Genomic DNA, 20,116 nt, shown 5'->3' with positions numbered 1-20,116 from the left:
TATGGGATTATTCGATCGAATCAAGAAGGCCTTCGGCGGCGGCGAGCCGGAGACGCAAGAGACCGCCAAGTATGACGCGGGCCTCGAAAAGAGCCGCAACACCTTTTCCGCCAAGCTCAACGCCTTTTTCGCCGGGTTCCGCACCGTCGATGAGGACTTCTTCGACGACCTCGAGGAGATGCTGATCGGCGCGGATGTCGGCTACGAGATCGCCGTGCAGCTCACCGACGAGCTGCGCGACTCCGTGAAGCTGCAAAACGCCAAGCGGCCGGAGGAGGTCTCACAGGTCGTCGTTCAAAAGCTCGTCGACATCTACGGCGAGGCGGGGGAGGCCGAGGACAACGCGCTGCACTACGCCCCTGTTGGCCCGACGGTGTTCCTGTTCGTCGGCGTCAACGGCGCGGGCAAGACCACGACCATCGGCAAGCTCGCCCACCAGCTGCAGCAGCAGGGTAAGTCCGTGTTGCTGGCGGCGGGCGACACCTTCCGCGCCGGCGCCATCGCGCAGCTTGAGGAGTGGGGCCGCCGCGACGGGGTGCCGGTGGTGACCTCCGAGCCCGGCGGCGACCCGGCCGCCGTGGTATACGACGCCGTGCGCCGCGCCAAGGCGGAGGCGTTCGACGTGCTTTTGGTCGACACGGCCGGCCGGCTCCAAAACAAGGTCAACCTGATGAACGAGCTGGATAAGATTCGCCGCGTGATCGTGCGCGAGCTGCCCGAGGCGCCGCAGGAGGTCCTGTTGGTGCTCGACGGCACCACGGGCCAAAACGCGCTGAGCCAGGCCAAGGAGTTCAACCAGACCACCAAGGTGTCCGGCATCGTCTTGACCAAGCTCGACGGCTCGGGCAAGGGCGGCATCGTGCTGGCAATCCGCAACGAGCTGCACGTGCCGGTCAAGCTGGTCGGGCTGGGCGAGGGGATGGACGACCTGCAGGCGTTCGACCCCAACAAGTTCGTCTACGGCCTGTTCAAGGGCCTGATCGAACCCAAGTCGGACGAGAACTAGGGCAAAATAAAAAAGGGCCAGCGGCCCTTTTTTGATTGTTACGCCTTCGCGATCTTCTTCTCGCGGCCCAAGATCAGCTGCAGGACAATCAAGACGACGTAAGCGATGATGATGTAGAACAGGAGCGGTCCGTTCGTGACGGAATCCACGAGCCAGAACTTCTGCCACGCGGTGTTGGACATCACAACGCTGAAGATGACCGTGAACAGCACGGTCAGGACGTTGAGAATCGCGAAGAACCACAGGTTGCCGTTTTCGTGGTTGTGAACGTAGATGGCGCTGAACACAATGTTCCAGGCACCCCAGCCGATCAGCGCGCAGACGACGGCCCAGTAGAGAATCGTTGCTACCATAGAAAGTCCCTCCATTTCATTGCCTCTCCATTCTAGCACGTTTGAAAGCGCAACACATTAGTTTTGTGAAAACGTTCGCGAGGGGTAACCGCGGGCCGGCAGCGATTGACGCCGGCCGGTGGAATCGGTATTCTAATGTAAGACCAGCCAAAGGAATGACGATATGCAAATCGATAAAAATAACCGGATGAACTCGCTGTTCGAGTTCTACGGGGCGCTTTTGACCGAGAAACAGCACAGCTACCTCGAGCTTTACTACGGCGACGACTACTCGCTGGGCGAGATTGCCACCGAGTTCGACGTCTCGCGCCAGGCGGTGTACGACAACATCCGCCGCACCGAGGCGAGCCTCGAGGAGTACGAGGCCAAACTGCACCTTTTGGCCAATTACCAGGCCCAAAATCAGGCGGTCGACGCCTTGGTGCGCTACGTTCAGCACACCTACGCCGAAGACGCCAAGCTGAGCACGCTGTTGACGCGCGTTGCCGATCAGGCGGCGCGGTAGAAAGGAAGACTTATGGCATTTGAAGGATTATCCGAGCGGCTCCAAAAGGCCTTCGCCGGGCTGCGCCGCAAGGGCAAGGTGACCGAAGCCGACGTTCAAGGCGCGATGCGCGAGATTCGCCTCGCGTTGCTCGAGGCTGACGTCAACTTCGGCGTCGTCAAGGATTTCATCAAGGCGGTGCGGGCCAAGGCCCTCGGCGCTGAGGTGCTGGAAAGCCTGACGCCGGGCCAGCAGATCGTCAAGATCGTCAACGACGAGCTGGTCAAGACCATGGGCGAGGCCGCCGTGCCGCTGAACAAGTCGCCGCACATCCCGACCGTAATCATGATGGTCGGGCTGCAGGGCGCCGGGAAAACCACGACGGTCGGCAAGCTGTCCAAGTACCTGATCGAAAACGAGCAGGCGCGCCCGCTCCTGATTGCCGCCGACGTTTACCGCCCGGCCGCCATCGAGCAGTTGCAGGTCGTCGGTCAGTCCGTCGGCGTGCCGGTGTTCGAGCTGGGCACTTCGGTCGATCCGCGCGACATCGTGCGCCAGGGGATGGCCCAGGCCGCCCTGCAGCACAACGATTACGTGATCATCGATACCGCCGGCCGCCTGCAGATCGACGACAAGCTGATGACCGAGCTGGCCGACATCAAGGACATCGCCAACCCGACCGAAATCCTGCTGGTGGTCGATGCCATGACCGGTCAGGCGGCCACCGAGGTCGCGACCGGCTTCAACGAGCGCCTCGACCTCACCGGCGTCGTGTTGACCAAGCTGGACGGGGACACCCGCGGTGGGGCGGCGCTGTCGATCCGCGCCGTCACTGGCAAGCCGATCAAGTTCGTCGGCCAGGGCGAAAAAATGGACGCCCTGGACGTTTTCTACCCGGACCGCATGGCCAACCGCATCCTCGGCATGGGGGACATGCTGACCCTGATCGACAAGGCCCAAAAGACCTACGACGAGAAGCAGGCCCAGCAGGTCGCCGAGAAGATCAAGGAGAACAGCTTCGACTTCAACGATTTTCTTGAGCAGATGGACCAGGTCTCCAACATGGGCTCCTTCGACGAGATCATGAAGATGATCCCGGGCCTGGCCAACAACCCGGCGATGAAGAACTTCCACGTCGACCCCAAGGACATCGCGCACCAAAAGGCCATCGTCTACTCGATGACCCCGGCCGAGCGCGAGGATCCCGACCTCCTGAACCCGAGCCGCCGGCGCCGCATCGCGGCCGGCTCCGGGCGGCCGATCGTCGAGGTCAACCGCATGATCAAGCAGTTCAACCAGTCCAAGCAGATGATGAGCCAGATGTACAAGGGCAACTTCAACGGCATGGACGGGCTGATGGGCGGCGGCATTCAGGGCCGCCTCGGCAAGATGGCGATGAACAACATGATTCGCAAGCAGAAGAAGAACAAGAAAAAGCGCCTGAAGAACGTGAAGCGCTTCAAGTCCTGATGCCCAGACCAACGAAAGGCGGCGCAACCGAGAAGTGAAGTGCCCTACAATTGTTAGACAAGAAGTCTAACGATTGTGGGGCTTTTCTTACGACTAAATACAGTAGTGAATTTAAAATCAGGGTTGTCTCCAGGTATCTTAAGGGTGGCATAAGCTATAAAAATCTGTGCACAGAGTTTGGAATACCCCATGTCAGAATCGTCCAAACTTGGGTTAATCAGGCTAAGGCTCATGGCCTCGATTCTCTAAAAGTTAAGCATACAAACGTTGAATACTCCCAAACATTCAAGATTGCAGTGGTAGAGTATGTGCATACACATCAAGTAAGTCGTGCGCAAACTGCGGCTCATTTCGGCATCTCACCCAGCCAGGTCAATTCTTGGTATCGCATCGTGAGAGATCAAGGGGTGGCTGGATTGCGCACTACTCAAAAAGGGAGACCAGCCATGGGTAAGCACAAGAAAATCAAACCAATCAAGAAACTTGAGCCGACGCAGGAAGAGAAGTACCAACAGGAGATTCTGGAACTCAAAAGCAAGCTTCACGAGGCAGAGCTGGATCGTGATATTTTAAAAGCACTCGCGACCCTGACGAAGAACTCACCGAAGCACTCTCAGCAAAAGTGAAGGCGGGCATCGTTACCTCGTTGAGGTCGCGCTATGGTTTTCAAGAGCTGCTTAGGCAACTCAAGTTGCCTCGAGCAACGTACTATGATCGCCTTAAGCGGGATAAGAAGGCCGACAAGTACGCTGAGATTAAGAAGTTCATCAAGCGGGTCTACTACGATTCTAGGGAGACGTACGGTTACCGGCGGATTCATGATGAAGCGTTGAAGCACGGGTTTCATTATGCCGAGGAGACGATTCGACGTCTGATGAGCGACATGGGCTTGAAGGTGACGATTTACTCCAAACACACGGCCAAGTACCACTCATACAAAGGCACGGTTGGTAATATCGTCCCCAATATCTTGAAGCAACATTTTGGCGCGAAACAGCCGCTCACCGTCCTTCACACCGATGTCACCCAGGTTCGGCTCTATAACGGCGAATGGGGTTACATCTCGTCGATTACCGATGAGGCTAGTCGCGAAGTCCTCGCCACCATTGTCAGTGCTTCACCAAATAAGGCGCTTATCCAAGCGACGCTTGATGAACTACAAAATCATCTCAAAGCAGGAGTACGACCAATTCTTCACTCTGATCAAGGCTGGCAGTATCAGATGCCAGACTATCAGCAGCGCCTGAAGGACATGAACATTGTCCAGAGCATGTCACGCAAAGGCAACTGCCATGACAATGCGCCAATCGAAAGCTTCTTCAACCTGATGAAGCGCGAGTGCCTGAATCGTTATCGGATTGATGACCTTACCAGCTTGCGTAAGCTGGTGAACGGCTACGTTGATTGGTTCAACAATGCCAGAATCTCGAGAACCAAAAATGGCCTGACCCCAGTCGCGTACCGGGAACAGGCCATGATTGCTTGATTCAAAATTGAACTTGTCTAACTTTTCTATTGCACTTCAGAAGTTTGCGCCGCCTTTGCGTTGCCGCGGGTCGCTCTTAGCGGGACGAATCACTGGGATTGCCGCCGCGGTGAGCGGTCATGCCGAATCTGGCGCGGTCCGTTGGCGCGGACGCCTCACGGCCGCGGCCGCTGGTAGCGGACCATGGTGACCTCGCGCCCGGTCTGGTCCGGCTCGCGCAGCGTCTCCGCCAGGGTGAAGCCGTGCGCTTCAAGCAGGCGGCGGGAGGGCAGGTTGGTTGACGCCGTGTAGCAGTCGAGCGCAACGAGCGGATCGCGTGCAAAGGCCTGCGCGCACACCGTCTCCAGGGCCTGGCCCATCAGCCCGCGGCCTTGGTAGGCCGGCAGCAGGCCGTAAGCCAGCTCGCAGCGGGTGCGGTCGGCGGTGTACCCCCACAGCCCAATCATGCCGACGGCGCGGTCGTCGACAATCAAGAACCAGGTGCGGCTGGTGCCAGCGGCCTCACCGGCCAAGAGCCGGGTCAAAAACGCGGTCGCCGCCGCCCGGGTCGGTGCCGGGTCGCGCCCCTCCGCCTGGGCAATCGTTGGGTCCGTGCGGTAGGCCACGATGAAGTCGGTGTCGGCCGGGGTCGGCGCGCGCAGCGCCAGTCCGGTTGGTTGTTCGCGTGTCATGCGCATCACTCCTTTGCCGCCAGTGTACCACACCGCGCGGCCAAGTCACGCGGGTTCGGGGGCGGGATTGACCGCGAAAAAAATGGCCGCGGTGCCGCTCCCTAGTAGGCAGCCCCGCCGAGATTTGGTACACTCCTTTTTGGATTTAATGATGAAAAGGGGAGTACGATGAAATTCTTGACGCGCCTGCCGCTGCCGGTGTGCGGGCTGATGCTGGGGCTTGCGTCCTGGGGGTCCTTGAACGCGAGCTTGGGTCTGGTGGTGCTGGGCAGCAGCTGCCTGTGGCTGGCGCTGGGGCTGTGGGTGCTCGTGGTGCTGAAGTTTCTGCTGGTACCACGGGTGGCCTTTGCGGGCTTTGCGGATCCGGTGATCACCTCGGTCCTGCCCAACCTGACGATGGCCACGATGCTTCTGGCCGTTTTTGCCACCGGGCTCGGCGTGCCGCTGGCCGTGACCCGTGCTGCCTGGTGGGTCGCGGTTGGCGCACACTACGCCATCATGGCGACGTTCGTCTGGCGCCATCTGCTGCGCGCACCGAAAAAACTCGCGATGGTGATGCCCAGCTGGTTCGTCACCTTCGTGGGCATCGGCGTGATTCCGGTGACCTGCGGGGGCTTTGCGCCCTGGCTTGGGCCTGCCACCAGCTGGCTGGCACTGGTGCTTTACGCGCTGGTGTTCCCGTGGGTGATTGCGCGGCTGATCCGGCTGCCGCTGCCCGTTTCGGCACTGCCGCTGACCACGATTCTGGCGGCCCCGGCCAGCCTGTGCCTCGCTGCCTACCTGACGGTGACGCCGCGGCCGAACGCCGCCTTTGCCACGGCGCTGTTCGTGTTCTGTCAGGTGCTGTACGCCGTCGCCCTGCGGTTGGCCGTGCCGTACGTCCGCCACGCCTTTGTGCCGAGCATGGGCGCCTTCACCTTCCCGCTTGCGATCACCGCCACCGCCATCACCAAGTACGTCGCGGCCCTGACCCAGCACAGCGCGGCTTTGACCGCGCTTCAGTGGGCGGAGTGGGCCGTAGCCGGTGCGGCGGTTTTGATGGTGCTGGTTCGCTACGCATGGTTCATGACAAAAGATTGGCGCCAATCAGCAGTCGACTGAGGTCGGCTGTTTTTTTTGGCTCTGCGTCAACTGGTGTTGAAGAATAATTTGATATTTTCTGGGAGTTCCTCTTTGGAGGGGCTCTTTTGTTATTTATGCGATAATCTGGTAGATCCGCTCGAAGAAGTGAGCTTGGTCTCTGAATCCATAGCACGATCGCTTGAGCGCTTTGATCTTGCGATTAATCCCTTCAAGTGGACCGTTGGAACGCCAACTGTCCGCTGCCGCCAGAATTCCAGCCTGGTTCGATTTGAGCGTGCGGATTGCGGTGTCCATTTCGGTTCCGGTTGACTCGTAGTGTTCAAGTAACTGCCACAACCGCCGCGGATTGTGGCCCATCAAGGCATCGTGAAGCGCTTGGTAGGTTTCGCATACTGTGGCCAACCGAGGGTTGGCGGTGAACGCCACATCTAGGGCGCCCTGTTCCGTGATATGCTCGTTCAGCCCACGCATGTATTTGGTGTGTATCGCGTCCGGTGCGGCCTTGTGGAAGAGCCGCCACTGATGTTTAAGAATACGGTAGACTCGGCTCGTTTTGTCGTCGAGCTGCTTAAGCGTTGCGACGCGCACAGTGTCCACCGCGTGACCGAGCAACTGAACGATATGGAAGCGATCGATGATGAGCTGGGCATTGGGGAAAACTTGGTGGATAAAAGCTTGGTAGGAGGCGTTCATGTCCATTGTGATGGTCTGAACGGCGGCGCGTTCTGCCGTGGAGTAGTTGGCAAGAAAGAAGTCCTTGATAGTCTTATTCAGACGGTCGCCAAGAAGCTTCACCAATCGATGGGTATCGCCATCAATACAGATGAAGGACATCATATTCTGAGTTGATCGAAACTCGTCAAAACATAGGTTGGTCGGCAACTCCGGGCGACTGCGATGGTGGAGATGGGACTTGAGTTCTCGTCGAACTGTCGCTGCAGAGATACCCGTATTTTTGGCAATCACTGCTTCGGGGAGGGACTGCCTGGCAAGCTGTAGGACTGTTTGCTTGATTGAGTGGGCAATCGTGTCATTGTAGGCCACAAGCGGTGTCTCTGCGGAACAGGTACGATGGCAGGCCGAGCAGAGCCAGCGCTGTTTGGAAAGCTCAAGAAGCGTTGGAAGTTGACTGAGTGATTGAATGCGGATGTGTGTCGCCTTATGACCGTTAGGTCGCAACGCGTCTTCACCACAGTGAGGACAAGTATCGCGGTGGTAAGTGAGATCACACGCAATGACGTGGTACTGAAGGCGCCGCTTGCCCCGGCCTCGGTAGCCGTCGTAAACTGCGGTTACATGAATGTTCTCGTATGGCAATCCCAGGACAGAGAGCGTAGAATCAAGGTTGGACATCACTAATACCTCGCTTTGTTTTAGGTTTGGTCGCTTGGAGCGAAGAACGGGTGCTAGATGGTGCCCTTTTATTTTGCGCTGTTATTGAAAAAAGGTCTACACTCTCGGCGTTGGAATTCTCCAACACCAGAAAGTGTAGACCCTTTTTTTTACCCAGGGCGCAGCGCGGCGCGCTTAGGCCACCGGCCAGCGTGCAGTAAGGCGATGATCAAACTGCCTAGCATCAGGCAGATTTCTTGCCCGCGGTGCAGTCGGGGCGGACAATGGAGGGGATGGGAGACACCTCACTGTTGTTGACTGGTACAGTTTTGTCAGTTTTGGGAAACAATCAGGATAGATGCGGATATGGTCAAAACCGTGAACGGGGGCTAGACTAATCCTTGTAAAGCGGTTCCATGGTAATTTCGGTTCCGCTAACGCCCGCTTTCAGACTTACAGCACTTACACGCATGAAACACATAGGAGGCTCATTATGACACAAACAATCAGCGGCTCCGACGCCGTCCTCAAGGTCATTGAATCCTGGGGTGTCAATCACATCTACGGTTACCCTGGTGGCTCGTTCGACTCCACGATGAACGCGCTGCACAACCAGCAGGACAAGATCAAGTTCATTCAGGTTCGTCACGAGGAGGCTGGCGCTCTCGCCGCCGCCGCGGACGCGAAGCTCACCGGCCAGATTGGTGTCTGCTTCGGTTCCGCCGGCCCCGGCGCGGTTCACCTGCTCAACGGGCTGTACGACGCCAAGATCGACCGCGTGCCGGTTTTGGCCATCGTCGCCCAGGTGCCGTCCAAGAACATGAACATCGACTTCTTCCAGGCGATGAACGAGGAACCGATCTTCAACGACGTCGCGGTCTGGAACCGCACCGTCATGACCGCCCAGAGCCTGCCGAAGGTGATCGACGAGGCGATTCAGGAGGCCTACGAGAAGAAGGGGCCGGCCGTGGTCACCATCCCAAGGACTTCGGCTGGGCACAGATCAAGGACAATTACGTTTCCAACGCCAACACGCAGATCACGCCTTACGCGATTCAGCCGGATCCGGTGCGCATCGAAGAAGCCGTCGCGTTGATCAAGCAGGCCAAGGGCCCGATCATCTACTTCGGGCTCGGTGCCAAGCACGCCCGCAAGCAGCTGATCAAGGTGTCCGAGAAGTACAAGATGCCTCTGGTCTCCTCCGTTTTGGCCAAAGGGGTGCTCGACGAGGACTACCCGGCCTACCTCGGCTCTACCGGCCGTGTCGCACCAAAGCCTGGTGTTGAGGCCGCGATGGCCACGGACCTGATCCTGTGGGTCGGCAACGATGTGCCGTTCGCAAGCCTCTTGTTCAACCCGAACGCCAAGGTGATCCAGATCGACATCGAAAGCACGAAGTTGGGCAAGCGCCGCCACAACGACGTCGCCATCCTGGCCGACGCCAAGGAAGCGCTGAAGGCGATCTACAAGGCGGGCACGGAGTCCAAGCCGACACCGTTCTATGAGGCCTGCATTGCCAACAAGAAGAACTGGACCGAGTGGCAGGACAGCTTCAAGGATTCCAGCGAGTCCCCGGTTCGCCCGGAGCCAATCTTCGACGTGCTGAACAAGACCGCGTCCGACAAGGCGGTCTGGGCCATCGATGTCGGCAACGTCAACATCAACTTCGAGCGCCTGCTGGACATTAAGCACACGATGAAGTGGACGACCTCCGGGAAGTATGCGACCATGGGTTACGGCCTCCCTGCCGCAATTGCGGCCAAGGTGGTTTACCCAGATCGCGACGTCTACTCCCTGTCCGGTGACGGTGGCTACGCGATGCTGTGCGAGGAAATCCTGACCCAGGTCAAGTACGGCCTGCACATCATCAACGTCGTGTTCTCCAACGCAACGCTGGGCTTCATCGAGGCCGAGCAGCGCGACGACACGCACCAGCCACTTTCCGGGGTTGATATTCCGGACACGGACTGGGCGACAATCGGCAAGGGGATGGGCGCCAAGGCCTACACCGTGCACGACAAGGCCGAGTTTCAGGCGGCCATCGACGACGCGAAGAACACCGATCTGCCGGTGGTCATCGACGTCAAGCTGACGCACAAGATGCCGTTCACCACGCAGCACATGTTCATCGACCCGGCCTACCAGGACCAAAAGCAGATCGATGAGTTCGTGGCCAAGTACGATGCGCAGGCCATTAAGCCGTTCCGGGCGTTCCTGAAGGACGCCAAGGACGCGCAGCTTGCGAAGGCGGACGCCAAGAAAAGCGGCAAGAAGGCCAAGTAGGCAGGAGGGGCAGGCGCATGGACGTGACGATGCTCAACCTCACCGCTTCCCCGGTGCCCTTGCACGCGCCCTGCGTACTGGCGCTTGGATTCTTCGATGGGGTGCATCGCGGCCATCAGCGCGTGATCGCGGCTGCTCGGACGGCCGCACGCGACGCGGGCGTGGCACTGTCGGTCCTGACTTTCGACCGGCACGCCTCGGCGCTGTTCGCCAAGCGCCCCGTGCCGTACCTGACCACCATCGCCCAAAAGGCTGAGCTGATGGCAGAGCTCGGGGTCGACCACCTGTACGTGGCCACCTTCGATTCGGCCTTCGCAAACCTGAGCCCAGAGGCCTTCGTGGCCGACTGCCTGGTGCCGCTCGGTGCGGTGCGGGTGGTGGCCGGGTTCGACTACACGTTCGGCCGCGGCGGCACCACCACGGCGGCCGCACTGCCGGCGCTTGCCGCCGGACGCTTCGCCACCACGGTGGTGCCGAAGCTGACTGCGGCGCGCCAGAAGGTGTCGTCCACGCGGATTCGCGGCCTGATTGCGGCCGGAAACTTCGCGGCCGCGACGGCGCTTCTGGGCCACCCCTACGTCATCGCCGATCCGACCTCGCAGCAGTTACCTCCTAATGGCTGCTACGAGGCGGTGGATCAAGGCGGACGGCCGGTGCGCGTTCGGGTCGCCGACAACATCCTGCGGCTGCCAGCCGGCTGCACGCAATTGCGCTTCTTGCGCCGTCAACCCCAGATTCAGGCGGTCGGCGGCTAGGAAAAAGCCCAGAGGACTGGGCTTTTTCCATGACACACTTCGCCGCAGTCAGGCACCGCGGCAACAGGAGGATAAATCATGAGTAAACCAGAGTACGATGGCACCTACATCCAGTTCCCAACCGGCCGGCTGACGCTGACCGAGGTGCAGCAGATTTTCAGCACCATTCCCTTCGAAATCGACCTGATCGACCACACAGACCACTTCACCTGGTTCTCCAACAAGCCTAACCGCGAGCACGTGCGCACGGTTGACCAGCTGAACGAAACCGTGGCGGAATGCCACCCGGCCCGCGTGCTGCCGGTGGTGATGGGCATCATTAACAGCTTCAAGGACGGCTCCCGCGACTTCGTGGCCCGCCCGCTGATGATGCATGGTCACCGCGTCTACATCCAGTACTACGCGCTGCGCGACGTCGATGGCGAGTACCTTGGCACCATCGAGTTCACGGGCAGCGTAGAGGCAATCCTGACGGCCTACGAGAACGGCGGCTGGTCCGATGCCTCCACCGGCGCCTCCAAGGCCGATGGCAAGACCGGCACGGTCGACGCGACCAGCGGCGCCTCCGAAGAGGAGGCAGCCCCGGCACCGAAGGCCGACGCGACCAGCGGTGCCTCCGAAGAGGAAGCGACCCCGGCACCAAAGGCCGATGCGACCAGCGGTGCGTCCGAGGAAGAGGCCGCTCCGGCGGTTGACGCCACCAGTGGCGCGTCTGAAGAAGAGGCGGCCCCGGCACCGAAGGCCGACGCGACGACTGGCGCCTCCGAGGGCCCGGCCACGGCCGGCAAGCCTGGGCCGTTCACATACGACCTGTGATGACGACGAAGCGGGTTAAGACGCTGCACGCCCTGGGGACGCGCATCAACCTGACCGTGTTTGGCGAGCTCGACGATTCGGCGCTCGACGCGGCGGCCACGCTGATCAACCGCGAGGAGGACCGCCTGACGGTCAACCGCGCCCAGTCCGAGGTGATGGCGGTCAACCACGCCGCCGGCACGGCCGCGGTGGCGGTGTCAAGCGCCACCTACGGCCTGATCCGCCAGGCGGCCGCGGCCAGCCGCGAGGGCTTTGGTTTCAACGCGCTGATCGGCCCCCTTGTCAAGCTGTGGAAGATCGGCTTCACCGGCGCCAACGTCCCGAGTGACCTGGCCATCGCGGCGCGCCTGGCGCTGAGCGACCCGGACGGGGTGGTGCTGGATGACGCGGCCCACACCGTGCGCCTGGCGCACCCAGGCATGGAGCTTGACCTCGGCGGTATCGCCAAGGGCTTCATCGCCGACCAGATTCGCGCGCTGTGGGGCGCGTACGGCGTCGCCGCCGGCATCATCGACCTCGGCGGTAACCTGCTGTTCGTCGGTGACTCGCCACGGCGGACCGACGGCAAGTGGGTGATCGGCGTGCAAGACCCCAGCAAGTCGCGGCACACCGACCTCGGGTGCACGGTGCTGCCGGCCTGCTCGGCGGTGACGTCGGGCATCTATGAGCGCTTTTTGGTCAAGGACGGCAAGAAGTACCACCACCTGATGGACCCGCGCACCGGCTACCCGCTTCAGACCGAGCTTGCCGGGGTGACGGTGTTCACCAAGGACTCGATTCAAGGCGAGCTTGAGGCCAAGCGCCTGTTTTTCGCCGGCGGCCCCGTGCCCGACTGGAACGATGATCCGACCCACTTCGGCGCGGTGTTCGCCTACCAGGACGGGCACACCGAGGTCGTCGGCACCACGATCACCAAGTAACGCAAACACGGCACCACCCTCTGTGGGTGGTGCCGTGTTTGCGTTGCGGTCAGTCGCTTCGCCGCCGCCACTCACCGGGGCGCACGCCCACCGCCTTGGTAAAAGCGTTGGAGAAGTAGTGTGCGTCGGCGAAGCTCAGCCGGCTGGCAATGGCGGTTACCGGTAGGCTGGTGTGGCGCAGCAGCGTTTTGGCCATTGCCAGCCGCCGGTCCTGCAGGTAGGCGTAGGGGGTGGTCCCGAAGGCCTGCTTGAACTGGCGGGTCAGCTGCGACGGCGACAAGCTGACCAGTGCCGCAAGCTGCGCGATGGTGACTGGTTCCTCTAAGTGATTGTCCAGGTAACCGCGTACCACCGCGGCCTCTGGCGCCTGCTGGACGCGGGCGTGGGTGGCGGCGAAGGCGTGCAGGCTGAACAGCAGCCGGTGCACGGCGACTGAGCCCTCAAGCCCGCGGGCGACCGGCGTCAGCGTCGCGTCGGCGCACTGGCGGTGCAGCGCGTCCAGCTGCGGCCCGACGTCCAGCCCGGGGAAAACGACCTGGCCGCTGAGCTGGTAGGCGGTCACCAGCTGCGTCGGCACGGCGCCGGCGAAGTTCACCCAGCGTTTTTGCATCGGGTCGTGGGGGTCCGACCAGTAGCGGTGGTCGGCGCCCGCCGGCAGAAGGTAAGTGTCGCCGCCCTGGACCAGGTGGCGCACGCCGTCGGCCTCAAGGATGCCGCGCCCTGCGTCGACGTGCTCGAGGCAAAAGACGGCGGAGTGTGTCCGCTCGACATGGTACGAGGGGAACGGGTAGGTGACGCCGGCCAGCTCAATCCAAAACAGGCTGGGGTCCGAAAACTGGCTGGGCAGGAAGCTGTAGATTAATTCCTTCATGCGGTTATTCCTCACTTTTGTAAGCGAATGCACTCTTGTCTGTGCCCCAGCATACGCTAAACTAGAGGCAAAATAAAGCGGAGGTGTAACATGACGACAATTCCTCGTCCAGAATTTCCAGAACCGATGATGCAACGCGCCCAGTGGCAGAACTTGAACGGCCAGTGGGACTTTCTGATCGATGCGGCCGACTCCGGTCGCGACCGCCACTTCGAAACCGCGGCGCCTTTCGACCGCCAGATCACCGTGCCCTACCCGCCGGAGAGCACGCTGAGCGGGATCGGCAACGTCGACTTCATGGCGGCGGTCTGGTACCGGCGCACCATCACGGTGACCGCGGCCCAGCTCGCCGACACCGTGCGCCTGCACTTTGGCGCCGTCGACTACCGCGCCACCGTGTTCGTCAACGGGGTTCAGGTGGCGGAACACACCGGCGGCTTCGTGCCGTTCGCCTGCGACATTCAGGCCCAGCTGCACGAGGGTGACAACACCTTGGTGGTCTGCGCGCAAGACGACGTGCGCTCTGGCAAGCAGCCCGGTGGCAAGCAGAGCCACCTCTACCAGTCGCACGGCTGCGATTACACCCGCACCACCGGCATCTAGCAGACGGTGTGGCTCGAGTTCCTGCCCCAGACCCACGTCGAGACGGTCCGCTTCGTGCCGGACGTTGCCAGCCAGTCGGTGACCGTTCAGCTGACCCTGGCCGGTGAGGCCTCGCTTGACGTTGCGGTGACCTACGCCGGAAAACCCGTGGGGGAGGCGCACGTTGACCAGGCCGCAGGCACGCTGACCATCGGTGTGCCGCTGAGCGAAAAACACCTGTGGGAGATCGGCCACGGTCGGCTGTACGACGTCGTGTTGACTTTTGGCGCCGACCGGGTGACCAGCTACTTCGGGCTGCGCGACGTGCGCTACGACGGCTACAAGTTCCTGCTGAACGGCAAGTCCGTGTTCCAGCGGCTGGTGCTTGATCAGGGCTTTTACCCCACCGGCATCTTCACCGCACCGGACGACGCGACCTTTGAGGCCGACATCGCGTTGAGCGTGGCCTGCGGCTTCAACGGCGCACGGCTGCACCAGAAGGTCGTCGATCCGCGCTACCTTTACCACTGCGACCGCGCGGGTTACATGGTCTGGGGCGAGATGGCCAGCTGGGGCATCGACATGGCGGACGCCGACGGGCTCTACCACTTCCTGCCCGAGTGGCTGGCGGCGGTGCGTCGCGACTGGAGCCACCCGAGCATCGTGACTTGGTGCCCCTTCAACGAGACTTGGGACATCGATGGCCGACCGCAGCGGCTGGACGCCATCAACCTGGTGTACCAGACGACTAAGGCACTGGACGCCACGCGCCCGTGCGTGGACACCAGCGGCAACTACCACGGCGCAACCGACCTGTACGACGTGCACGACTACACGCAGGATCCGGCCGTCATGGCGCAGCACTTTGATGGCACCCAGGCGGCCAACGGCGAGTTTTGGGACGAGCACGACGCCCGCCAGCACTACCAGGCCGGACTGCCGATTGCAGTGTCCGAGTACGGCGGCATCAAGTGGGCGCCTGGCACCGCGGAAGGGGTGGCCTGGGGCTACGGCGAGCCGACCGATGAGGCGGCCTTCGCTGCGCGCTACCGCGGCCTGACCGACGTGCTGCTGGGCAACCCGCATGTCTCAAGCTTCTGCTACACGCAGCTGTACGACGTCGAGCAGGAGCGCAACGGTCTGTACTACTACGACCGCACGCCGAAGTTCAATCCGGCCCTGTTCGCCGCCATCAACCAACAGAAGGCGGCCATCGAGGACTAGGCAGTCGCCCGGCTTTTCGGGGGACTGTTAGACACGTGGCGTTGCGGCCGCGCGCGCCGTCGGGGATGACCCAGACGGTGCGCGCGGCCGCTTGTGTTTGGCGGACAAAACCGGTATGGTAGCTGCTGGAGGTGGCAGGATGCAGATCATCATTTCCCCGGCCAAGCGAATGGTGCAAGACCTGGACAGCTTCGTGCCGGTCAGCCGGCCGATGTATATAGAAGAAGCGACCACGCTGTTGGCGGCGATGAAGCGCCTGTCGCGCCCGGCCGCCCAGGCGCTGTGGCGCTGCAGCGACCGGGTGGCGGACGCCGCCTACAAGACGCTGCAGAACAGCCGGCTGGACGGGCCGCTGACGCCGGCCTTGATGAGCTTCGTCGGCCTGCAGTACCAGGCGATGGCCCCGGACCTGTTCACCGCGCCGGCGCTGGATTACGTTCAGACCCACCTGCGGATCCTGTCCGGGCTCTACGGGGTGCTGCGCCCCTTCGACGGCGTGGTGCCGTACCGGCTGTCTTTGGACGAGGCACTTGCGGTGGGCGGGGCACGCAACCTCTACGACTTCTGGGGGGCGCGGCTTCATGCCGGGCTGGCCTTTGGCCCGGGTACAGTGCTGGACCTCGCGTCCGTCGAGTACAGCCGCGCCGTCACGCCTTACCTGACACCCGGGCAGGCGCTGGTGCCCGTGGTGTTCGGCCGCGTGGTCGGCGGGCGCGTGCGGGTGCAGGCGACGCACGCCAAGCAGGCGCGCGGGGCGATGGTGCGGTTTTTGGCCGAGCACCAGGTCACGGCGCTGGCCGACGTGGCCGCCTTCGACGATCCGCGCTACCGCTTCGACGCGGCGCGCTCGGACCGAGCGCACCTCGTCTTCACCGAGCGCTGAGACACCGGAAAAAAGTCGCGCCCACAACTTTTTGGGGGTTGTAAAGAAAAACCTCTTTACACGCCTATGAATCTTTGCTATTATTTTGAGGTTGAGAAATTTACAGGAGGTGGACTTAATGGCAGTTAAAATTCGTTTGAAGCGGATGGGTTCCAAGCGTAAGCCTTTCTACCGCGTCGTGGTTGCTGATTCTCGCTCCCCACGCGATGGCCGGTTTATCGAATCCGTCGGTTACTACAACCCGTTGACCGAACCAGTTGACTTGAAGCTGGACGAAGACAGCATCTTGGATTGGCTTCAGAAGGGCGCACAGCCTTCCGATACCGTTCGCAACTTGCTTTCCAGCAAGGGCTTGATGCAGAAGTATCACGAAGCGCGCTTCACCAAGAAGTAGGGGATAACGTGGACATCGCGGCTTTGATTCGAGCAATCGTGACGCCATTAGTCACCCACCCCGAAGCCGTGCAGGTCACGCCGCACGAAACGGCGGACTACATGGCCTTTGACTTGACGGTGGCCGCAGACGATGTCGGTCGCGTGATCGGCAAGAGCGGGCGGGTTGCCCAGGCAATCCGCACGATCGTCTACTCCGTCAAATCACCATATACGAAGCGGGTGCGCCTGAACATCATGGACGCGCCGCAAGACTGACAACGACCGGCGAAAGCTGGTCGTTTTTGGTATCAGACAGCCAAGGAGGACTCATGGCAAACCTTTATCACGTTGGCAAAATCGTCAACACGCACGGCATTCGCGGCGAGCTCAAGGTCGTGCCGATTACCGACTTTCCCGCCAAGCGCTTCGCCAAGGGCAGCAAGCTGGTCGTGGAGGGCAAGACGAACGTCGAGGTCCAAGTGACCGCCAGCCGCGAGCAAAAGGGCATGTACCTGCTGACGCTTGCCGGCTACGACGACATCAACCAAGTGCTGCCGTTCAAGGGCCAGATGCTGTCGGTGGCGGACACCGAGCAGGGCGAGCTTGACGACGGCGAGTACTACTACCACGACATCATCGGCCTGACCGTGATCGATCAGACCGGTGCCACGTTGGGTCAGGTCTCGGAGATTCTGAGCCCTGGGCCCAACGATGTCTGGGTGATCCCGCGCCCGGGCAAGGCGGACGTCCTGCTGCCGTTTTTGAACAGTGTGGTCTTGCGCATCGATCTGGCGGCCCACACCGCATGGGTCGACGTGCCGGAGGGGCTGATTGACGATGCGGATTGATGTGCTGTCGCTGTTCCCCGACATGTTCGGTCCGATGTCGCAAAGCATCATCGGCAAGGCGCTTGAGCAAAAACTGCTGGACTTCAACGTCATCGACTTTCGCCGCTACAGCCACGACAAGCACAACCACGTCGACGACACGCCGTACGGCGGCGGGGCGGGGATGCTGTTGAAGCCCGAGCCGATTTTTGAGGCGATGGACGAGCTGGAATCCGCCCACCCGGGACCCAAGCGGGTGATCCTGCTGGACCCGGCCGGGCGCAAGTTTGACCACGTCGCGGCCAAGGAGCTGGCGGCAGAGGACCATCTGGTCTTCATCTGCGGCCACTACGAGGGCTACGACGAGCGCATCCGGACTTTGGTCACCGACGAGTTTTCCATCGGCGACTTCGTTTTGACTGGCGGCGAGCTGCCGGCGATGATGATGATCGACGCGACCGTCCGCTTCCTGCCCGGCGTGCTGGGCAACGCGGAAAGCGCGGCGACGGACAGCTTCGAAAACGGCCTGCTGAACTACCCCGAGTACACCCGGCCGGCCGAGTACCGCGGCATGCAGGTGCCGGCGGTGCTTCAAAACGGCAACCACCAGCTGATCGCGCAGTGGCGGCTCAAGGAGTCGCTGCGGCGCACTCTGGCACGCCGCCCGGACCTTTTGGCGGATCTGCCGCTGGACAAGGCGGCCCAAAAGCTGCTGCGCGAGGTCGAGCGCGAGGCGCGCACCGTGGTGGCGCCGGACGACCAAGACTAATTATCGTGCGACCGCACCACCCGACTGCTCGGCAGCCGGGTGGTTTTTTGCGTCGGCGCGGTCGTTGACCCGAAAGAACTCATAATCCGTGATAATTAATTTACATCTTCCGGTCATCGGCGTATAATCCAAATTCGCTGCGCCGCCAGGAACAACGGGCGGCAACTCTCAACGCGTGAGGAGAACGATATGGTAATCAAGGCAATCGGGAAGTACAAGTGGCTGGTCGCCGCGGCCCTTGCGACGATGCTGTTGCAGGTGGGTACCACCCTTTGGCAGCCCAGCTACATGAAAAATATTTTGAGTGTCATGGCCGACATGAGCCTGTCGACCAACGGCAAGATCGACCGCATCTCCGGCTACGGGGTGGGGCTTTTGATCGTCGCCGTGGTCGGGCTGATCGGCTCGGTCCTGAACACGCTGGCCGCCGCCAAGATCGCGCAGGCCGTGTCCGCCGACCTGCGCGAGCAGACGTTCCGCAAGATTCAGACCTTCTCCTACGAAGACATCGAAAAGTTCAAGGCGGAAAACCTGGTCGTGCGCATGACCAACGACGTTAACCAGGTCCAGATGCTTTTGATGATGGTGTTCCAGGTGCTGATCCGGGTGCCGCTGCTGTTCGTCGGCGCGTTCATCCTGTCGATCATGACCATGCCGCGGCTGTGGTGGATCATCATCGTGATGGTGGTCCTGATCGTGCTGGTCACGGCGGTGTCGATGGGACGGATGGGCCCGCACTTTGCGGCCTTCCAGAGCCTGATGGACAAGATCAACGGCATCGCTAAGGACAACCTGCGCGGGGCGCGGGTGGTGAAGTCCTTTGTGCAGGAGGCCAACCAGGCGGCGCAGTTCGATGCCGCGTCAGACACCCTGAACGGCCACAACCTGGCGGTGGGCTACACCTTTTCGACCATGATTCCGGCCTTCACCATTATCTCGCAGCTGGCGATTTTCGGCGCCATCCTGCTGGTTGCCAACTTCGTGACCGAATCGGCCAGCGTGGCGCAGGACCAGCTCGGCGGCATCATGTCGTTCATCCAGTACATGATGCAGATCATGTTCGCCATCATTATGGGTGGCATGATGTCGATGTTTGCCTCGCGTGGCTTCGTTTCGATCGGCCGCATTCAGGAGGTTCTGAACACCGAAACCGCGATGACGTACGACACCGACGCGGTCGAGGACCTTGGTGGTGACGTCGAGTTCGACCACGTGAGCTTCGCGTACCCCAACGACGAGCACCCGACGCTGCAGGACATCAGCTTCAAGCTGGCGCCCGGCGAGATGGTCGGGGTGGTCGGTGCGACCGGTGCCGGCAAGTCCACGCTGGCCCAGCTGATTCCGCGGCTGTTCGACCCGACTGAAGGCCGGGTGCTGGTCGGCGGGCGCGACCTGCGGCACGTGTCGCAGGCGACGCTGCGCCAGACCGTCGCGATGGTCCTCCAAAAGGCGATCCTGTTCTCCGGCACCATCTCCGGCAACCTGAAGCAGGGCAAGCCCGACGCGACGGCCGCGGACATGGACCGCGCCGCCAACATCGCCCAGGCCGCCGAGTTCATCGACCGGCTGCCGGAGCGCTACGAGGCGCCGGTCGAGGAGCGCGGCAACAACTTTTCCGGCGGTCAAAAGCAGCGGATGTCCATCACCCGCGGCGTGATCGGCGCGCCGAAGGTCCTGATCCTCGACGATTCGACCTCGGCGCTGGACGCGCGCTCCGAAAAGCTGGTGCAGGACGCCTTCAACCGCGAGCTGAAGGGCACCACCACCATCATCATCGCGCAGAAGATCTCAAGCGTCGTGCACGCCGACAAAATCCTGGTGCTGGAGGCCGGCCGCCTGGTGGCGATGGGCACGCACCGCGAACTGGTCGAAAGCTCGCCGGTTTACCAGGAAATCTACAACACGCAAAAGGCAAAGGAGGCGTAA

General features: G+C 61.5%; 21 protein-coding genes and 2 pseudogenes. 19 read left to right on the top strand and 4 right to left on the bottom strand.

From position 1 onward, the window contains the following. Position 1: 1 nt before the first annotated feature. Positions 2-1,006, top strand: a complete 1,005-nt coding sequence (gene ftsY, locus LE416_RS05720) for a signal recognition particle-docking protein FtsY (protein ID WP_225047508.1) — start codon at positions 2-4, stop codon at positions 1,004-1,006. Between the two features lie 38 nt (positions 1,007-1,044). Here the strand turns inward: ftsY and LE416_RS05715 are convergent, their stop codons facing one another. Continuing rightward, a complete protein-coding gene (locus LE416_RS05715; protein ID WP_225047507.1) occupies positions 1,045-1,359 on the bottom strand; it encodes a hypothetical protein in 315 nt (104 codons plus the stop codon). A 163-nt stretch (positions 1,360-1,522) separates the two neighbouring features. Between LE416_RS05715 and LE416_RS05710 the strand changes: the two genes are divergently transcribed. The 5 genes and pseudogenes from LE416_RS05710 to LE416_RS05690 all read left to right on the top strand — a co-directional run bounded on the left by LE416_RS05710 (position 1,523) and on the right by LE416_RS05690 (position 4,799). Further along, positions 1,523-1,864 (top strand): putative DNA-binding protein, encoded by a 342-nt coding sequence (locus LE416_RS05710; protein ID WP_225047506.1) that lies wholly within the window; start codon positions 1,523-1,525, stop codon positions 1,862-1,864. Between the two features lie 12 nt (positions 1,865-1,876). Then, positions 1,877-3,313: a signal recognition particle protein gene (ffh, locus tag LE416_RS05705; protein WP_225047505.1), complete on the top strand. Its 1,437-nt coding sequence runs from the start codon at positions 1,877-1,879 to the stop codon at positions 3,311-3,313. Between the two features lie 50 nt (positions 3,314-3,363). Then, positions 3,364-3,744, top strand: a pseudogene (locus tag LE416_RS05700) (transposase); the annotation flags it as partial. Between the two features lie 15 nt (positions 3,745-3,759). Next, positions 3,760-3,939 carry a hypothetical protein gene (locus tag LE416_RS05695; RefSeq protein WP_225047806.1) on the top strand — a complete coding sequence of 60 codons (180 nt, stop codon included), beginning with the start codon at positions 3,760-3,762 and terminating at the stop codon, positions 3,937-3,939. Continuing rightward, the gene (locus LE416_RS05690) at positions 3,936-4,799 is read left to right on the top strand and encodes an IS3 family transposase (protein ID WP_225047504.1); all 864 of its coding nucleotides are present in this window, start codon (positions 3,936-3,938) and stop codon (positions 4,797-4,799) included. The genes LE416_RS05695 and LE416_RS05690 overlap by 4 nt, the downstream gene beginning before the upstream one ends. A 155-nt stretch (positions 4,800-4,954) precedes the next feature. Here LE416_RS05690 and LE416_RS05685 read toward each other — a convergent pair whose 3' ends face one another. Beyond that, positions 4,955-5,470 (bottom strand): GNAT family N-acetyltransferase, encoded by a 516-nt coding sequence (locus LE416_RS05685; protein ID WP_225047503.1) that lies wholly within the window; start codon positions 5,468-5,470, stop codon positions 4,955-4,957. Between the two features lie 168 nt (positions 5,471-5,638). Here LE416_RS05685 and LE416_RS05680 point away from each other — a divergent pair, with 168 nt between their 5' ends. Further along, on the top strand, positions 5,639-6,571 hold the full coding sequence (locus tag LE416_RS05680) for a TDT family transporter (RefSeq protein ID WP_225047502.1): 933 nt from the start codon (positions 5,639-5,641) through the stop codon (positions 6,569-6,571). Positions 6,572-6,664: 93 nt separating this feature from the next. Here LE416_RS05680 and LE416_RS05675 read toward each other — a convergent pair whose 3' ends face one another. Continuing rightward, positions 6,665-7,906: an ISL3 family transposase gene (locus LE416_RS05675; RefSeq protein ID WP_225046665.1), complete on the bottom strand. Its 1,242-nt coding sequence runs from the start codon at positions 7,904-7,906 to the stop codon at positions 6,665-6,667. Positions 7,907-8,378: 472 nt separating this feature from the next. Here LE416_RS05675 and spxB point away from each other — a divergent pair. The 4 genes and pseudogenes from spxB to LE416_RS05650 all read left to right on the top strand — a co-directional run bounded on the left by spxB (position 8,379) and on the right by LE416_RS05650 (position 12,659). Continuing rightward, positions 8,379-10,168 (top strand): annotated as a pseudogene (spxB, locus tag LE416_RS05670) (pyruvate oxidase). Positions 10,169-10,185: 17 nt separating this feature from the next. Further along, entirely contained in the window at positions 10,186-10,923 is a 738-nt protein-coding gene (locus LE416_RS05665; protein ID WP_225047501.1) for an FAD synthetase family protein, read from the top strand. A 78-nt stretch (positions 10,924-11,001) separates the two neighbouring features. Continuing rightward, positions 11,002-11,739 carry a PAS domain-containing protein gene (locus tag LE416_RS13160; protein WP_274705062.1) on the top strand — a complete coding sequence of 246 codons (738 nt, stop codon included), beginning with the start codon at positions 11,002-11,004 and terminating at the stop codon, positions 11,737-11,739. After that, complete coding sequence (locus LE416_RS05650; protein ID WP_225047500.1) at positions 11,739-12,659, top strand: FAD:protein FMN transferase; 921 nt, start codon at positions 11,739-11,741, stop codon at positions 12,657-12,659. Before LE416_RS13160 ends, LE416_RS05650 begins: the two co-directional genes overlap by 1 nt. Before the next feature lie 49 nt (positions 12,660-12,708). Here the strand turns inward: LE416_RS05650 and LE416_RS05645 are convergent, their stop codons facing one another. Continuing rightward, entirely contained in the window at positions 12,709-13,530 is an 822-nt protein-coding gene (locus tag LE416_RS05645) for a helix-turn-helix domain-containing protein (RefSeq protein ID WP_225047499.1), read from the bottom strand. Positions 13,531-13,620: 90 nt separating this feature from the next. Between LE416_RS05645 and LE416_RS05640 the strand changes: the two genes are divergently transcribed. The 8 genes from LE416_RS05640 to LE416_RS05605 all read left to right on the top strand — a co-directional run bounded on the left by LE416_RS05640 (position 13,621) and on the right by LE416_RS05605 (position 20,116). Further along, positions 13,621-14,133 (top strand): sugar-binding domain-containing protein, encoded by a 513-nt coding sequence (locus tag LE416_RS05640; protein ID WP_225047498.1) that lies wholly within the window; start codon positions 13,621-13,623, stop codon positions 14,131-14,133. Between the two features lie 6 nt (positions 14,134-14,139). After that, the gene (locus tag LE416_RS05635; RefSeq protein WP_225047497.1) at positions 14,140-15,336 is read left to right on the top strand and encodes a glycoside hydrolase family 2 TIM barrel-domain containing protein; all 1,197 of its coding nucleotides are present in this window, start codon (positions 14,140-14,142) and stop codon (positions 15,334-15,336) included. Between the two features lie 139 nt (positions 15,337-15,475). Continuing rightward, the gene (gene yaaA, locus LE416_RS05630; protein ID WP_225047496.1) at positions 15,476-16,219 is read left to right on the top strand and encodes a peroxide stress protein YaaA; all 744 of its coding nucleotides are present in this window, start codon (positions 15,476-15,478) and stop codon (positions 16,217-16,219) included. 118 nt (positions 16,220-16,337) lie between these two features. Then, positions 16,338-16,613 (top strand): 30S ribosomal protein S16, encoded by a 276-nt coding sequence (gene rpsP, locus LE416_RS05625; protein WP_225047495.1) that lies wholly within the window; start codon positions 16,338-16,340, stop codon positions 16,611-16,613. Between the two features lie 8 nt (positions 16,614-16,621). Beyond that, the gene (locus tag LE416_RS05620) at positions 16,622-16,870 is read left to right on the top strand and encodes a KH domain-containing protein (RefSeq protein WP_225047494.1); all 249 of its coding nucleotides are present in this window, start codon (positions 16,622-16,624) and stop codon (positions 16,868-16,870) included. 53 nt (positions 16,871-16,923) lie between these two features. Next, positions 16,924-17,442 (top strand): ribosome maturation factor RimM, encoded by a 519-nt coding sequence (gene rimM / locus LE416_RS05615; protein ID WP_225047493.1) that lies wholly within the window; start codon positions 16,924-16,926, stop codon positions 17,440-17,442. Beyond that, complete coding sequence (trmD, locus tag LE416_RS05610; protein WP_225047842.1) at positions 17,432-18,190, top strand: tRNA (guanosine(37)-N1)-methyltransferase TrmD; 759 nt, start codon at positions 17,432-17,434, stop codon at positions 18,188-18,190. The genes rimM and trmD overlap by 11 nt, the downstream gene beginning before the upstream one ends. 189 nt (positions 18,191-18,379) lie before the next feature. Beyond that, a complete protein-coding gene (locus tag LE416_RS05605; protein ID WP_225047492.1) occupies positions 18,380-20,116 on the top strand; it encodes an ABC transporter ATP-binding protein in 1,737 nt (578 codons plus the stop codon).

Source organism: Lacticaseibacillus kribbianus (genome assembly GCF_020180945.1).
GTDB lineage: Bacteria > Bacillota > Bacilli > Lactobacillales > Lactobacillaceae > Lacticaseibacillus > Lacticaseibacillus kribbianus.
This window is presented reverse-complemented; position numbering and strand designations above follow the sequence as displayed.